Source organism: Bradyrhizobium cenepequi (assembly GCF_020329485.1).
Lineage (GTDB): Bacteria > Pseudomonadota > Alphaproteobacteria > Rhizobiales > Xanthobacteraceae > Bradyrhizobium > Bradyrhizobium cenepequi.
Map to the genome: position 1 here is coordinate 87,024 of NZ_JAGKJI010000009.1, position 14,874 is coordinate 101,897.

Consider the following 14,874-nt stretch of genomic DNA (forward strand, 5'->3'; position numbering starts at 1 on the left):
TCGTGAGGATCGAACCATGACGCAGGTCGCGGTGGCTCACACCATTTCTACGGTCGAGACCGAAGCGGTGCCGGTAGTTGCGCCCCGCCGACACGCCATTAATCAAATGCTGCTGCCGTTTTCGGTCGCCTACCTGATCGGCGCCTTCGTCACCGATATCGCCTATTGGCAAACCGCGCTCGTGATGTGGGAAAGGTTCTCGGTCTGGCTGATTGCCGCCGGCCTCGTGATCGCAACGATTGCGGCCATCGCCGCCGTGATCGATCTCCTGATTGGCAGGCAGAGGCCGGCCTGGTTTCGTGCACTCACCTACGCCATCGCGATCGTGCTCTCGGTCGTGAACGTCCTCGTTCACAGCCGCGACGGATATACCGCGGTGGTGCCGACGGGGCTTGTGCTTTCGGGGCTCGTCACAATCCTCCTGCTCTCCCTGTTGGTGGGAGGCTGGAGCCTGACCGATGGCGATCAGTTGGGAGCAGCCCGATGACCAGCTTGCTCAGTCTAGCACGTGCGGCGCAGCTGCCGCGCTTTGCCGCGGTGGCTGTCGTCGCTGCAGCCACCTTGAGCCTTGCGGGCTGTGACGACAGTGGCGGGGCTCCTGCAAGGCAGATCGGCGTCCATCCGTACTTGCCGGAATTGCAGCAATATCTGCTGCCGCCGATCAGGATTGCGCGGCCCGTCCCGTGGGGCGGCGAAACACCGAAGGTGCCGGAAGGAATGCAGATCCGTGCAATGGCCACCGGGTTCGAACACCCGCGATCGCTTTACGTGCTGCCGAACGGCGATGTGCTGGTGGTCGAAAGCAATGGACCGAAGGCTCCGGTCTTCCGGCCCAAGGATCTCGTCACCGGCTGGGTGCAATCATTCGCAGGCGCCAAGGCGCAGGATGCAAATCGCATCACGCTGTTGCGCGACACCAATGGCGACGGCATTCCCGATGTGCGCTCCACCTTCCTTGACCACCTCAACTCGCCGTTTGGCGTTGCGCTGGTCGGCCACGATCTCTACGTCGCAAACACGGATGCGATCGTGCGATATCCGTATGAGGACGGACAAACCAGCATCACCGCCCCCGGCACCAAGCTAACCGATCTTCCCGGCGGGCCCATCGATCATCACTGGACCAAGGCATTGCTCGCAAGCCCTGATGGCAAGAAGCTCTATGTCGGCGTCGGCTCGAACAGCAACATCACCGAAAATGGCATCCAGGCCGAGTATGAGAGAGCGGCGATCTGGGAGGTCGACCGCGCGACCGGCGCCCATCATATCTTCGCCAGCGGCGTGCGCAATCCCACCGGGCTGCAATGGGAGCCCGAGACCGGCAAGCTCTGGGCCATCGCCAACGAACGCGATGAGATCGGCCCCGACCTCGTGCCTGATTATCTGACCTCGGTGCAGGACGGCGGCTTCTATGGCTGGCCTTACAGCTACTATGGCCAGCATCTCGATCCGAGGGTCGAGCCGCAACGCCCTGATCTCGTGGCCAAGGCGATCGTGCCGGATTACGCTCTGAGTTCGCATGTGGCACCGCTCGGCCTCGCCATGTACACAGGCAACAACCTTCCAGCGCAGTACCGCGCAGGCGCGTTCGTCGCCGAGCATGGAAGCTGGGATCGAACCCCGCTCAACGGCTACAAGGTGGTGTTCGTGCCGTTTAGCGGCGGCAAGCCATCCGGTCCTGCGCAGGACGTCGTCACGGGATTCCTCAACGCGAACGACCGCGCACGCGGCAGGCCGGTTGGCCTCGCGATCGACCAGGCGGGCGCTCTGCTGATCGCCGACGATGTTGGAAACACGGTTTGGCGGGTGTCGTCTGCCAGCCCCGCTCAACCCAAGCCCGCCACTTAAGAGCTCGAGGAGCCCAAGGAGCGTGGCAGAGCCGGGCGTCGCTCGTATTCGCGACGCCCGGCTCCGCCATCAACCGAGCCTCGCGCTTTTGCCAATTCGCACGGCACCTTCCTCAATCGCACGTTACTCTTCATCACTGCAAAATAACCGCAGCGTGAGCCCGCTTGCCTGCGAGCGCCGCAAGCTCACCGATCTGTAAGACAGTAACTTTCCCTCAATCGGACGTGAACTCATTGAACGCCTGTTTAGTGGCTCCGCTGACCGCGCCAGGCCTACGCTCGTCAAGCACCTAACTCCGAACGCGAGCGTGATCGCCATGAACAGCTCAGTCCACGTCATCAGCCTCGATCGCTTCGACGTTGGCACGACGCAAACTCCGGCTCCGGACGTCGTGCCGCGATCGATCCGCGATTCGCCTGGCCCGACGCAGAGGCCGTGCGGCCAACCAGCGCGATCTGAAATGTGCGTTTCAGCAAAAAACCGTCGCTCTCGAAAGACCGGTGCAGCGCTTGCCCCTAATGATCGTATTGCCTCGACATGCCTCAGACTTTGAAAACGCCGAGCGCCATAACTGACGGAACCTATACGATGGAACAATACTGCCTACTGGACGCAGAACAGGAACAACAGCTTGCACGGCGTTGGCGTGAACTCGGCGATCAAGCCGCGCTGCATGCTCTCGTCAAGAGTCATCTCAGGCTCGCGGCCAAGGTCGCGCGGCATTATCGCGGATATGGCCTGCCGCTCCCCGATATCATTGCCGAGGCAAATGTCGGCCTGGTCGTTGCCGCACAACGCTTCGAGCCGGACCGCGGCTCGCGCTTTTCGACTTACGCACTCTGGTGGATCAAGGCCAACATTCACGAATACATCCTGCGCTCCTGGTCGCTCGTCAAGATCGGAACGACCGCCGCTCAGAAGAAGCTGTTCTTTCGCCTCAGGAGCGAAATCAGAAAAGTCTCAAACAACCGCACCTCGCTCACGCCGGAGATTGCCAATGTGGTCGCCGAGCACCTGGGCGTCACCGCTGCCGACGTGATCGAGATGGACGGCCGGCTGCGCGGCGACTTCTCCCTGAACAAGCCGATGGACGACGATGGACAGGCGGCGGAATGGGAGACGATGCTGGTCGATGATTCCCCGGACGCCGAAGTGATGCTGGCGGAGCGGGATGAAACGAGCCACCAGACGAGCGCGCTCTTGGCTGCCCTGAAGGTGCTGACACCGCGGGAACGGCAAGTCTTCGAGGCACGGCGCCTCACCGAAAATCCGCCCACGCTCGCAGAGCTCGCCCGCCGGATGGACATTTCGCCGGAGCGCGTGCGGCAAATCGAGAACCACGCCTTCGAAAAAGTGAAGCGCGCGGCGGTCGGCTATCTGAAGACTGATCGATTGACGTCCGATGGCCCGACGAGCGTACCGCCTACGCACCGCGATCAACCATATCGAAGGAACGAGGCGGCTTATGAAAGCATGCGTGCGGATTACGAAATGCAGGTGTAGAGCACGATGACATTTGGCGGCGCGTTCATTTCACCTCTCCCGCTTGCGGGGGAGGTCGGCGCGGAGCGCCGGGTGGGGCTCTCTCCCCACGGAAAGTCCCATCGTGGAGACACCCTCACCCCAGCCCTCTCCCGCAAGCGGGAGAGGGAGCCCACCGAGGCTCCGACATGCTCGCAACGATGAAGCGCTTCGCAATCGGTTCCAGGCTGATCCTGTCGCTCAACGCACCGTTCTTCGCTGAAGCCTTTGCCACGCCGGCCTCACAGAGCGGCTCGACCACCGGACCTGCGACGCCCCAACTTCAGCCCGGCGATCTTGTCCGCCTGCGTTCAGGTGGGTCATTGATGACGGTGGACACGGTCAAAGACGATCAGGTCGATTGCTTCTGGATCGACGGCACCGGCCAGACCAACAATGCGACCTTCCCCGTCGAGGTCCTCCGAAAATTCTGATCGCAGACATCTGACCATTGCGCTACTCCGCCGGACACGTCGCTACCTCAGCCCGCGGCCGGTCGAGGCGCAGGCTCCACAGCGCCAGGGCAAGACCAGCCGAGGTGATCGCCGCCGCAACCAGCGGCAGCGCCGTGAAACCAAGCCCATGATCGATGGTGATGCCGCCAGCCCAGGCGCCGAATGCATTGCCGAGATTGAAGGCGCCGATGTTGAGGCCCGAGGCGAGCGTCCGGCCGGCTTCGCCCGCCGTCTCCAGCACCCGGAGCTACTGTCATTCCGGAGCGCGCGAAGCGCGAACCCGGAATCCATGGGACCGCAGGCGCGAGCGGAGCAATGGATTCCGGGCTCATCGCTTCGCGATGCCCCGGAATGACAGAGAAAAATTCATCAGCAATTCCAAAGTGATTTGGCCCGTCCAGTCAGCCTGCGAAAAACATTCCGCTTCCGCCGTCGGGCAAATCAGTGATTTAACTCCGCGCGTCTCATCCAAATGAGGGGCGGCTCGCGATCGTCACGAACGTGCGGTGAGATGCGGTGGACGCGGGTGTTGCGACTGACGAGCGCGGCACTCGCGGACGGCGAAGTCGTGTGGTTCTGGCGCCCCGACGCTGGCGCTAAGTTTTTTGCGCGAAGAAATTTGCGCGAGAGGCGACGGTGGCAAGAAAGCCCGGTCACCGGGAAGAGCACGAAGTAAGCCGTAAAACCACTGCGCAGGGAAAGCCGGTGTTGCTCCGGTCGACCTGTGGTCCTACCCCCGTGCTTTTTGTTGCACGGGGCCCACGGGTGCAGCCGGCACCCGGCTTTCCCTGCGCCCTCTGATATCGAGGAGGAGGGTCGAAAGTGAAGCAAACCTCGGGCGAAACACGCTGCGAGAACGCGGACGCGCATCCTCTTCTCACACTCCATCGTCATGCCCGCGAAAGCGGGCATCCGGTATCCGGCAGCCTCTCGGCTTAAGCTCAGACGCCTCTGGAATACTGGATCGTCCACCGGAGCCTGTCATCGGGCGGCGCTTTGCGCCGACCCGGTGGCGGACGATGACAGCGGAGAGCTGTTTGACAATTGAATCAGAACTCTCCCCACGTCGTCTCGGGCTTACGCGCCGCGCCCAAGCCTTGGCGTAGCCCGGACCCATAACGAGAACTACGGCACGTCAGGCCGCGGGTCGGAGACGAACCGATCGCGGTTCGGCATCTTGATCGCGGCGAGCGTCTTGGCATCGAGCACGGCGTCCGCCGGAGCGAGGCCGTTGAGATGGAGGATGTAGGCAGAGACCGCATAGACATCCTCATCGCTTAGCGACTGCGGCGCGTTCTGCGGCATGGCGCGGCGGATATAGTCGAACAGCGTCGGCGCATAGGGCCAGTAGCTGCCGACGGTGCGCGCCGGCTTTGCGCTTGCCAGCGTGCCCTGCCCGCCGGCCAGGCGATCGCCGACACCGCCCTGCCCGTCGGCGCCATGGCAGGACGCGCATTGTTCGCTGAAGACCACACGGCCGCGCTCAACGCTGCCATTGCCCGGCGGCAGGTTCGATCCGTCATGGCCGATGTCGATGTCCCAGCCCTTGATCTCCGCCGGCGTCGCCGCTCGGCCGATGTGAAAACGCTCGTCGGCCTGCGCGGCAACGGCGAGCCCGGCAATCAAGGCGGCGAGCAGCGCGACGTGCGGTCTAGCCAAGCGCATTGCTCACCTCCCCGTTCGAATCGATGCGCCACGGCCAGATCGCGTTGTTGTGGTAGTAATGATTGACGCCGCGAACCGCGAGCAACTCAGCGAGCGTCGGCTGCACGTACTCGGTCTCGTCGATTGCGCGGCTCTGGATCACGGCAGGAGTGCCGTCCCACTGCCATGGCAGGCGGAAGCGGGTGAGCGCGCGGGTCAGGACCGGCTCCTGCAACTTGGCCACCTGCCAGCTCTTGCCGTCATCGACCGAAACTTCGACGCGCTTGATCTTGCCGTGTCCGCTCCAGGCGATGCCGGATATCTCGTGGAAGCCGCTGCCGTTTAGTTTCTGTCCGCCCGAGGGACGCAGGATGATCGACTTCGCCTCCATGTAGAAGGTGAACTCGCGCGCGGTGCCGTCGGGCATCAGATCGGTATATTTGGAGGTCTCCTCGCGCGAATAGACGGGCTCGGCCACCGCCTTCAGCCGCCGCAGCCATTTGATGTTCATGTTGCCCTCGAAGCCCGGCAGCAGCAGGCGCAGCGGATAGCCCTGCTGGGGTCGCAGCCGCTCGCCGTTCTGGCTGTAGACCAGCATCGCATCGTCGAGGCATTTCTCGATCGGGATCGAGCGCGTCATCGCCGCCGCATCCGCGCCCTCGGCGACGATCCATTTCGCTTCCTTCTGCAGGCCGGCTTCGTCCAGAACATCCTTCAGCATCACGCCGGTCCACTCGGCGCAGCTCACGAGGCCGACGAGGTCGGACGCGGTCTTGCCGTAGGGCTTGGAGTAGACGGGATTGCCGGAGCACTCGATGAAATGGATCCGCGATTGCGACGGGAAGCGACGGATGTCGTCCATCGTGAAGATCAGCGGATGATCGACGAGGCCATGCAGCATCAACCTGTGCTGTGCCGGATCGATCGTCGGGACGCCGCCGTGATGGCGTTCATAGAACAGCCCGTTCGGCGTGATGATGCCATCGACCTCCTGCAGCGGCGTGCGGCCGGAGGCGGAGAGATATTGCGGCAGCGTCTTGGAGATGTTCTTGACGACGCCCTTCTCGTAGATCGACGGCGTGCCATAGGGCTGATCGCCCATCGGTGCGCCCGGCGCCTTCATCCATTCGGGAATGTTGGGCGGAAGGTTGCCAGTGTCCGCGGCGGCTGGCGCCGCGGCGAGCGCGGCTCCGCCCGCGACCGCCGCACCTGCTCGCAGAAAATGCCGGCGAGATGGTCGTCGTTCGCGGTTGGCAGTTGTTTGCTCGCTCATTGACGCTTTCCCTTGCCGCTCTCATTGATCGATCTCAAGCCAATCACCCAACGCTAAGCACACGCCTTCACATCTGCAAAATCGCGTGATCTCGTGTCGCCGTCGCGGCGCTGGCCGGAATATTTCGATCGGACGTGGACGATGCCCTGGATGAATTTGCTCCTGGCCGAATCGTTCCACCTCAGCGCTGACCGTTCGCGCGCAGACGGCTGTGCGTCCGGCCATAGGCAGCGTAAATCACAAGCCCGATCACGAGCCACACCGCTAGCCGGATCCAGGTGTCCGTCGGCAGGCTGAACATCAGGAAGAGCGAGGTTGCGGCCGCGGCCGGCCCCACCAGCCAGATCGCCGGCGCCCGGAACGGACGTGGCAGGTCCGGATCGACGACGCGCAGCACCATTGTGCCGATCGAGACCACGGTAAATGCGAACAGCGTGCCGATGCTCACGAGCTCGCCGACCAACCCGATCGGCAGCAACCCACCGAGAAGGGCAACGACAATGCCGGAACCGATGGTGGCGACATGAGGCGTCCGGAAACGCGGATGGATGTTTGCAATCACCTGTGGCAGCAATCCATCATACGCCATCGCGCGGAATATCCGGGGTTGCGCCAGCAGCAGCACCAGCATCACCGAGGTCAAGCCGAACAGGATGCCGAGCTTGACGATCGGCGACAGCCAGCCGACGCCGGCCGCATCGATCCCGACCGCAATCGGGTCGGGAACGTTCAGCCGGTCGAACGGCACGATGCCGGTCAGCACGAAGCCGACGGCGACATAGAGCGCCGCGCAGATCACGAGCGAGCCGAGAATGCCGATCGGCATGTCGCGCTCCGGCGACTTCGCCTCTTGCGCGGCGGTCGAGACCGCGTCGAAACCGATATAAGCGAAGAACACCACGGCTGCGCCGCGGAACACGCCGGACCAGCCATAGACTCCGGCGCCCGCATTCGGCGGAATGAAGGCCCCTTCGGGATTGCTCGCGGTGACCCAGTTCGCGGTCGTGAACGAGGAGATCGTGCAGGCGATGAAGAGCAGGATGACGATCAGCTTCACCGCGACTATGAAATTGTTGAACCGCGCCGATTCCCTGATCCCCGCAACCAGCAGGGCCGTGATGAAGATGATGACAAGCATCGCCGGCACGTTGAAGATCGCACCGGTCGCCGACCATGCATGCGTGGTCGCGTCATAGTTCAGCGGCGCTGACGCCAGTTGCGGCGGTATCGTAACGCCAAAATCCCTGGCGAAGCTGACGACATAGCCCGACCATCCGATCGAGACCGCGATGGCGCCGACGGCATATTCGAGGATCAGGTCCCAGCCGATGATCCAGGCCACGAATTCGCCCAGCGTCGCGTACGCAAATGTATAGGCGCTGCCGCAGACCGGGACGGTCGACGACATCTCCGCATAGCAGAGGCCCGCAAAGGCGCAGGCGATCGCGCCGAGCAGGAACGAGAGCGCCACCGCGGGTCCCGCATTCGCCGCCGCGGCATGTCCGGTCAGGACGAAGATGCCGGCGCCGATGACGCCGCCGATGCCGAGCGCGACGAGATTGAGTGCCGACAGCGAGCGCCGCAGCGGCAACGTTCGCGCATCGCCTTCCACCGCTGCGGCCTCCAGCAGCAGCTCGGCTGTCGATTTTCTTGCCCAGATATCTGCCAAGAACCGCCTCCTCGCGACGTCGACCCGGCGGCCGGTCGCACAAGGCTAGCACGGTCTGGATACCGCTTGCGACAATCGCGACGGACCGCGCCGCTCACGCATTCGGCACCACTGGCAGATTCGCGATCGACCGAATGCCCGGCCGGCGGCGCCAATGGATCTCAGACGGCTGAACCGCAAGCTGAAGCTTTGGCCAGCGGGTGAACAGCGCCTTGAGCGCGCAGATCGCCTCGATCCGCGCGAGCTGGTGGCCGAGGCAGAAATGGATGCCCGTGCCGAAGGAGATGTGGCGGTTCGGTCGCCGCTCGAGGTCCATTCGCTCAGCTTGCGGGTGCGCTGCGGGATCGAGATTAGCCGCGACGATCATGGCCATCACACGATCATTCTTCCTAAGGTTTATGCCGCCGAGCTCGACATCGCGCCGCACATAACGCGGCTTCGAGAATTGCACCGGCGAGACGAAGCGCAGGAATTCCTCGACCGCGATGGCGGCGCGGTTCCAGTCCGCCTCAAGCCAGTCGCGCATCTCTGGATTCTTCAGCAGTTCGAAGACCGATCCGCTGATCAGGTGCGTCGTGGTTTCGGAGCCGGCGCCAAGCAACAGTATCACCATCGATACCATTTCGTCCGGTGTGATGCGGCCGCCATCTCTCTCGACCTGCACCAGTTCGGCAATCAGCCCCTCACCGCCCTCCTTGCGTGCGGCCTCGAGGCGCTCCTCCAGATAGCGCCGCATCTTCCCCAGGATGAACAGCATCCTCAGGAATCCGAAGGCGCTGGCGATCTGCCCCATCGCATTCGCCCAACCGATGAACTTCGGCCGGTCGGCCGCTGGCAGGCCGAGAAGCTCGCAGATGACAGACAGCGGCAAGATGCGCGCATAACGCTGCACCAGATCGGCTGGGCTGCCCGCTGCAAACAGTTCATCCGCAAGGCCGTCCGCGATCGCCCGGATATGCGGTTCCATCTCGAGCACGGCACGACGGCGGAACGCCTCGTCGACGAAGTCGCGCAGCCGGCTGTGATCCGGCTCGTCCTTCGTCAACATACTGTTGGCGATCGTCGCGATGGATTTCGGCATCCACCACTGAAGCCCCGCGAGCGCCCCGTCCTCCTTGCGCAACGTGAAGGTGGAAGAATCCTTCAGCATCTGTGCGGTGGTCTCATAGGTCGTGGTGACCCAGACCTTGCCCACGATCGGAAATCGCGTGGCAATCACCGGCGCAATAGCTCGCAGCGCCGCAACAGCGGTCGCGGGATCGCGGAAGAATTCTTCACTGGTAAAATCGATGCGTGTCGCCACCGGTTCCCCTCCCGCCTCGCCCGATGAAAGTGGTGCGGCGCGCGCCGCGCGCAAGGCACGATCATGCGTCGGATAGAGCGCCCGCTTTCCCGCCCTTTTTCAGGACTCCCCGGGAACCGCCGCGCCGCGAAATGGTTTGCGCCACGAGGCAAGCAGAATGACGGGGACTGACGCATGCCGCAAATCATCGTATCCGTGCCAATCGGCGAGAAATCCACAGACCTCTGGCGGGAGATCGGTTCTTTCGGCTCGGTGGGCCGATGGCACCCGATGCTGACGAGGGTGGAAAGCGAAGGAGACCACGAAGGCTGCGCGCGGGTTGCCGAGACGCGCGACGGCGAGCAACAGACCGAACGGCTGATCGAATTCGCGCCAAATAAACGTTTCTATCGCTACAGGATGGAGACGACCGCGATGCCGATCCGCAACTATGTCGGCGAGTTCCGCATTGAGGATGCCCCGGAACACAGCAGCAGGGTCGTTTGGTCCGTTTATTTCGATCTGATGTCGGACGAGGCATCCGGTGCGACGGACGCCGTCAAATCATTCCTGAAGGCAGGTCTCGACCATCTCGTCAGCACCCACCCCCCGCCTCCGGCGTGATCCTTCTTTTCGTGCGCGGCAGCGCGGTACCGCAGTCTACCGACGTGGTAAATCGATCGTTAATCGGAACCAGCGAGGGGTTGGGCCAAGTTCTGACGAGAAAACCTTCAATTTTCCTGCGGCACGCGCTCCGCCAGCCATACTCACGAAGCAAATCCTCACCCGGATGATGCGGATTTAGCAAACCTGGAACCGCTTCGGTTTAACCCTTTGTCCAGCCCCGCTTCCCATAGTGAGAATCCAGCTCAACCTCCCAATATCCCGGGTCCGGAACTGTGACATCCTTTGGACGTGTGATTTCGGTGCGCGGCTCACAAGCGCGCGTCGGACTCCTGGCAACCAGCCAGATGCCGTTTTCGGAAGTGCGCGCAACCGTCGGCCGCTTCGTCAGCATCCGGAGTGCGTCTTCCGTGATCGTCGCCATGATCACGGAGGTGAGTTGCGAGGACTTGCCGACTTCAGACAATTACATCGCAACCGCTTCCGTCGACCTGCTCGGCGAAATTCTCGGCGGCGACCGTCCCAAATTCCAACGCGGCGTCACCAACTACCCGACCATCGGCGACACCGTAGACCTGATCAGCGCACAGGAGCTGCGCACGATCTATGCGCCGAGTGGCTCGGACCAGATCAATATCGGCACCCTGCAGCAGGACCGTTCGGTCACCGCCTATGTCGATATCGAGGAGTTGCTGTCCAAGCACTTCGCTGTGCTCGGTTCGACCGGCGTTGGCAAGTCGACCGGCGTGTCGCTACTGCTCAACGAAATCCTGAAGTCGCGGCCGAACCTGCGCATCTTCCTGCTCGACGTGCACAACGAATACGGCCGCTGCTTCGGCGAGCGCGCCCAGGTGCTGAACCCACGCAACCTGAAACTGCCGTTCTGGCTGTTCAACTTCGAAGAGATCGTCGACGTGCTGTTCGGCGGCCGCCCCGGCGTGCCGGAGGAACTCGACATCCTCGCTGAAGTCATCCCGATGGCGAAGGGCATCTACACCCAATACCAGAATGCCGACCGTATTGGACTGAAGCGCATCGATCCCAAGCAGATCGGCTACACCGTCGACACGCCGGTGCCGTATCGTCTGGTCGACCTGATCTCGCTGATCGACGAGCGCATGGGCAAGCTCGAGAACCGCTCCTCGCGCATCATCTATCACAAGCTGATCTCGCGCATCGAGACCGTGCGCAACGATCCGCGCTACGCCTTCATGTTCGACAACGCCAATGTCGGCGGCGACACCATGGCGGAGGTCATCAGCCACCTGTTCCGCCTACCCGCCAACGGCAGGCCGATGACAGTGATGCAGCTCGCCGGCTTCCCGGCCGAGGTCATCGATTCCGTGGTGAGCGTGCTCTGCCGGATGGCATTCGATTTCGGGCTGTGGAGCGACGGAGTCTCGCCGCTATTGTTCGTCTGCGAGGAGGCGCACCGTTATGCGTCCGCGGACCGCAATATCGGCTTCGGCCCGACGCGCAAGGCGGTCTCCCGCATCGCCAAGGAAGGCCGCAAATACGGCGTCTATCTCGGCCTCGTCACCCAGCGCCCGGCCGAGCTCGATGCCACCATCATCTCCCAGTGCAACACGCTGTTCACGATGCGGCTCGCCAACGACCGCGACCAGGCGCTGTTGCGCTCGGCGGTCTCCGACGCCGCGGCCAACCTGCTGTCGTTCGTGCCCTCGCTCGGCACCCGCGAAGTGCTGGCATTCGGCGAAGGCGTGGCACTGCCGACCCGGCTGCGCTTCAAGGAGGTGCCGCCGCATCAGCTTCCGCGCAGCGAAGCCACCATCGCGACCGTGCCGTCGGTTGCCGCCGGCCACGACATGCACTTCGTCTCGGCGGTCCTGGAGCGCTGGCGCGGCGCCACCTCGCACCGCGACGTGCCGAACGACCCCGCGATCAGCGAGCGGCCCGCCGCGCGGACCACGACGCTGGATGCGCCGATGCTGCAACCCTCGCTGGGGCTCGATCCCGATCGCTTCTCGCTTCTGAAGAAGCCATTGCGCTGAACATCCAGCGCGGGTGCTTGCGCCCGTGCCGTCATCGACTATGGTTCCGACAAAACCGCCCTCCGGGGTCTTGAAGTTCGGAGCCCGCCATGACCGAGCCGATCGCGACACGCTTTCCCGCGCCTTCCCTCGACAAATTGCCCAAGGATATCCGCGAACGTATCCTCGCAGTGCAGGAGAAATCCGGTTTCGTGCCGAACGTCTTCCTGACGTTCGCCTATCGCCCCGACGAGTTTCGCGCCTTCTTTGCCTATCATGACGCGTTGATGGAGAAAGAGAGCGGGCTTTCCAAGGCCGAGCGGGAAATGATCGTGGTGGCGACGAGCGCCGCCAACCAGTGCCACTACTGCGTGATCGCGCATGGCGCGATCCTGCGCATCCGTGCCAAGAATCCCGTGATCGCCGACCAGATCGCCGTCAACTATCGCAAGGCCGACATCACGCCGCGCCAGCGCGCGATGCTCGATTTCGCGATGAAGGTGAGCCGCGAGGCGAGCACGGTTGCGGAAGCCGATTTCACCGCACTCACCGCGCACGGATTCAGCGACGACGACATCTGGGACATCGCGGCGATCGCCGCCTTCTTTGCGCTTTCGAACCGGATGGCCAATTTCACAGCGATGCGCCCAAACGATGAATTCTACATGATGGGACGGCTGCCGAAATAGCCGACCGCCGAGGTATGCCGCGTGCTTGAATGGAGCGACATCATCCTGCGTCTTGGCGTCGCCACGCTCGCCGGTGGCCTGATCGGTCTCAATCGCGACCTGCGCGGCAAACCGATCGGCTTGAAGACGCTCGGCATTGTCGGACTGTCCACCGCAGCTGTCGTGGTCGTCGCTGTGCAGTTCACCGAGGCCGGTAGGATCACCGATGCGACCAGCCGTGTGATCCAGGGCGTTCTGACCGGCATCGGCTTTCTCGGCGCCGGCGTCATTGTCCGGGAAAGGGAGCCCTTCCGCGTCCATGGATTGACGAGCGCTGCCTGCGCCTTTCTGGCCGCCTGCATCGGCATCGTCTCCGGTGCCGGCGAGTGGCGGATCGTGGCGACGGCCGTGGCAATTGCGCTCGTGCTCCTGACCCTCGGCCGCCGCACCGAGCGCTTCCTGCATCGCAAACTGGGCGGCAGCGACGATCCGGACGAACACGACCCGACCGTCACGCCGCCACGGCCGCCGACAAGTCGCTAATCATCCGAGGCTGGTCCGCACCAGCCTGGCAGGTAGATCGCATTCTTGCTCTTTGCGAAGGCGAGCGCCTTCTCCATCGCGGTCTCGAAATCAGCTTCGACAAGCTTGCGCGCGACCTTGCGGCGCAGGAAATCCGCCCACAGGAACTCACTGAATGGCGTGGTATCCTTGGCAAAGCCGCCGGCCCGGCGCAGTTCGCCGGCGAGGCTGCGGAACGGATCATCTTTCAGGTCAGTCACCGATCTCGGCAGATCGCGAAAATGCCTGCGGTCGCCCTTGGCGTCGTAGGGATAGACCCAGCGTTTGTTGTCCATCACGCCCCAGAAAGCATCGCGCTCGACCATGGTGAGGTCGCCGATCACGGTCACCAGCACATCCTTGACGCCCTCATCGTGCAACGCACGAGCGAGATGGTGATGGTCGACGACGTAGTAGCGCTCATCGGGCCCGAGTACCACCGGGATCATGTGCTCGCCCAACATCTCGGCACGCTTCTTCGCTGACTTGTGCTCGCGCCAGCGCTTGCGCTTCTCGTTTACCTCCCTCATGCCGACCGTCATCTGCGTCGGGCGCAGGGACGCGACCGCGACCGGCTTGAGAATCGGCTCGCGCGTATTGGCCATGGTTCAACTCCCTATTCCTGCCCACGGAAATCATCGGAGGCTGGTTCCACTATCGCATGGCGCCACCCGGGATTGAATTCCTTCGCCTCCTGTCTTGACGAGCTGTGAACGGGTGATCCTCGACGTCGCGCGGCGAGGTTGCGTCGCACACATCGCCGCGATGCCTTGCGCCTGTCGCTGCGCCATCAGTTCCATGAAATGCCGCAGGATCATGTTGCGCGACCGCGCACCAACATTTTACGTGAGAAGCGCGCGCGGCGTGCTAAACAGGATCGCAACTTCTGCGGACGGACGGCAGTGAAAACCCAGCGGCCTATCAGCTCGGACGGCGAGCACGTGGTGCTCAAATTCCGGCCGCGCACCTCAGCCGATCCGCCAGCCCGCCGCGAGCAGCCGCATGAGGCGGGAAAGTCCGGGCAAGTCGCCCGCGACCTTTCTCGCTACGAACGCCCGCGCGAAGAGCCCGATGACTTCCGCCAGCGTATGCTGGCCAATATCGCAGCCTTCGCATTCACTGTAGCGCTGACCGCGATCGGCATCTGGCTGGCCGTGAGCATCGCCGACCTGCGCAAAACCCAGGATTGCGTCCTGATGGGGCGGCGGGATTGCGCGCGGATTTCGGTGATACCGCGAAGCTAGCGCGGGAACCGCAGCGGTATCTGCTGTCCAACGAGGGGCCCACAGACAAGACCAAGCTCCATTGAACTCGCGGCCCCGCTCCGATATACGGGCA

General features: G+C 63.2%; 14 protein-coding genes and 1 pseudogene. 9 read left to right on the forward strand and 6 right to left on the reverse strand.

All coding sequences use genetic code 11. From position 1 onward, the window contains the following. Positions 1-16 precede the first annotated feature (16 nt). From J6497_RS13250 to J6497_RS13265, 4 genes are all read left to right on the forward strand, one after another. Positions 17-487, forward strand: coding sequence for a DUF2231 domain-containing protein (locus J6497_RS13250; RefSeq protein ID WP_225704710.1), 471 nt, complete (start codon positions 17-19; stop codon positions 485-487). Continuing rightward, positions 484-1,848 (forward strand): PQQ-dependent sugar dehydrogenase, encoded by a 1,365-nt coding sequence (locus tag J6497_RS13255; protein WP_225704711.1) that lies wholly within the window; start codon positions 484-486, stop codon positions 1,846-1,848. Before J6497_RS13250 ends, J6497_RS13255 begins: the two co-directional genes overlap by 4 nt. Before the next feature lie 537 nt (positions 1,849-2,385). Continuing rightward, complete coding sequence (locus tag J6497_RS13260) at positions 2,386-3,351, forward strand: RNA polymerase factor sigma-32 (RefSeq protein WP_225704712.1); 966 nt, start codon at positions 2,386-2,388, stop codon at positions 3,349-3,351. Positions 3,352-3,518: 167 nt separating this feature from the next. Then, positions 3,519-3,803: a DUF2158 domain-containing protein gene (locus tag J6497_RS13265; RefSeq protein ID WP_225704713.1), complete on the forward strand. Its 285-nt coding sequence runs from the start codon at positions 3,519-3,521 to the stop codon at positions 3,801-3,803. 22 nt (positions 3,804-3,825) lie between these two features. Here J6497_RS13265 and J6497_RS13270 read toward each other — a convergent pair. The 5 genes and pseudogenes from J6497_RS13270 to J6497_RS13290 all read right to left on the reverse strand — a co-directional run. Further along, positions 3,826-4,071: pseudogene (locus J6497_RS13270) on the reverse strand (MFS transporter); the annotation flags it as partial. Positions 4,072-4,949: 878 nt separating this feature from the next. Then, a complete protein-coding gene (locus tag J6497_RS13275; protein WP_225704714.1) occupies positions 4,950-5,489 on the reverse strand; it encodes a c-type cytochrome in 540 nt (179 codons plus the stop codon). Next, a complete protein-coding gene (gene soxC, locus J6497_RS13280) occupies positions 5,476-6,741 on the reverse strand; it encodes a sulfite dehydrogenase (protein ID WP_225704715.1) in 1,266 nt (421 codons plus the stop codon). The genes J6497_RS13275 and soxC overlap by 14 nt, the downstream gene beginning before the upstream one ends. A 181-nt stretch (positions 6,742-6,922) precedes the next feature. After that, complete coding sequence (locus tag J6497_RS13285) at positions 6,923-8,410, reverse strand: amino acid permease (protein ID WP_225704716.1); 1,488 nt, start codon at positions 8,408-8,410, stop codon at positions 6,923-6,925. A gap of 94 nt (positions 8,411-8,504) precedes the next feature. Further along, positions 8,505-9,713 (reverse strand): cytochrome P450, encoded by a 1,209-nt coding sequence (locus J6497_RS13290; RefSeq protein ID WP_225704717.1) that lies wholly within the window; start codon positions 9,711-9,713, stop codon positions 8,505-8,507. Positions 9,714-9,887: 174 nt separating this feature from the next. On the opposite strand from J6497_RS13290, the gene J6497_RS13295 reads away from it, so the two are divergent. The 4 genes from J6497_RS13295 to J6497_RS13310 all read left to right on the forward strand — a co-directional run bounded on the left by J6497_RS13295 (position 9,888) and on the right by J6497_RS13310 (position 13,518). After that, positions 9,888-10,316 (forward strand): SRPBCC family protein, encoded by a 429-nt coding sequence (locus J6497_RS13295; RefSeq protein ID WP_225704718.1) that lies wholly within the window; start codon positions 9,888-9,890, stop codon positions 10,314-10,316. Between the two features lie 275 nt (positions 10,317-10,591). Then, positions 10,592-12,328, forward strand: a complete 1,737-nt coding sequence (locus J6497_RS13300) for an ATP-binding protein (protein WP_225704719.1) — start codon at positions 10,592-10,594, stop codon at positions 12,326-12,328. Positions 12,329-12,417: 89 nt separating this feature from the next. Next, complete coding sequence (locus J6497_RS13305) at positions 12,418-12,996, forward strand: peroxidase-related enzyme (protein WP_225704720.1); 579 nt, start codon at positions 12,418-12,420, stop codon at positions 12,994-12,996. 21 nt (positions 12,997-13,017) lie between these two features. Further along, entirely contained in the window at positions 13,018-13,518 is a 501-nt protein-coding gene (locus tag J6497_RS13310) for an MgtC/SapB family protein (RefSeq protein ID WP_225704721.1), read from the forward strand. On the opposite strand, the gene J6497_RS13315 is transcribed toward J6497_RS13310, so the two are convergent. Further along, positions 13,515-14,141, reverse strand: coding sequence for a ParB-like protein (locus J6497_RS13315; RefSeq protein ID WP_225704722.1), 627 nt, complete (start codon positions 14,139-14,141; stop codon positions 13,515-13,517). The genes J6497_RS13310 and J6497_RS13315 overlap by 4 nt on opposite strands. Positions 14,142-14,438: 297 nt before the next feature. On the opposite strand from J6497_RS13315, the gene J6497_RS13320 reads away from it, so the two are divergent. After that, positions 14,439-14,780 carry a hypothetical protein gene (locus J6497_RS13320; RefSeq protein ID WP_225704802.1) on the forward strand — a complete coding sequence of 114 codons (342 nt, stop codon included), beginning with the start codon at positions 14,439-14,441 and terminating at the stop codon, positions 14,778-14,780. Positions 14,781-14,874 lie beyond the last annotated feature (94 nt).

Excerpts from the sequence above, each read along its gene's own strand:
- J6497_RS13260 (WP_225704712.1), top strand. The coding sequence starts at position 2,386 with ATGCCTCAGACTTTGAAAACGCCGAGCGCCATAACTGACGGAACCTAT.
- J6497_RS13295 (WP_225704718.1), top strand. The coding sequence starts at position 9,888 with ATGCCGCAAATCATCGTATCCGTGCCAATCGGCGAGAAATCCACAGAC.
- soxC (WP_225704715.1), bottom strand. The coding sequence starts at position 6,741 with ATGAGCGAGCAAACAACTGCCAACCGCGAACGACGACCATCTCGCCGG.
- J6497_RS13315 (WP_225704722.1), bottom strand. The coding sequence starts at position 14,141 with ATGGCCAATACGCGCGAGCCGATTCTCAAGCCGGTCGCGGTCGCGTCC.
- J6497_RS13255 (WP_225704711.1), top strand. The coding sequence starts at position 484 with ATGACCAGCTTGCTCAGTCTAGCACGTGCGGCGCAGCTGCCGCGCTTT.
- J6497_RS13250 (WP_225704710.1), top strand. The coding sequence starts at position 17 with ATGACGCAGGTCGCGGTGGCTCACACCATTTCTACGGTCGAGACCGAA.
- J6497_RS13305 (WP_225704720.1), top strand. The coding sequence starts at position 12,418 with ATGACCGAGCCGATCGCGACACGCTTTCCCGCGCCTTCCCTCGACAAA.
- J6497_RS13275 (WP_225704714.1), bottom strand. The coding sequence starts at position 5,489 with ATGCGCTTGGCTAGACCGCACGTCGCGCTGCTCGCCGCCTTGATTGCC.
- J6497_RS13265 (WP_225704713.1), top strand. The coding sequence starts at position 3,519 with ATGCTCGCAACGATGAAGCGCTTCGCAATCGGTTCCAGGCTGATCCTG.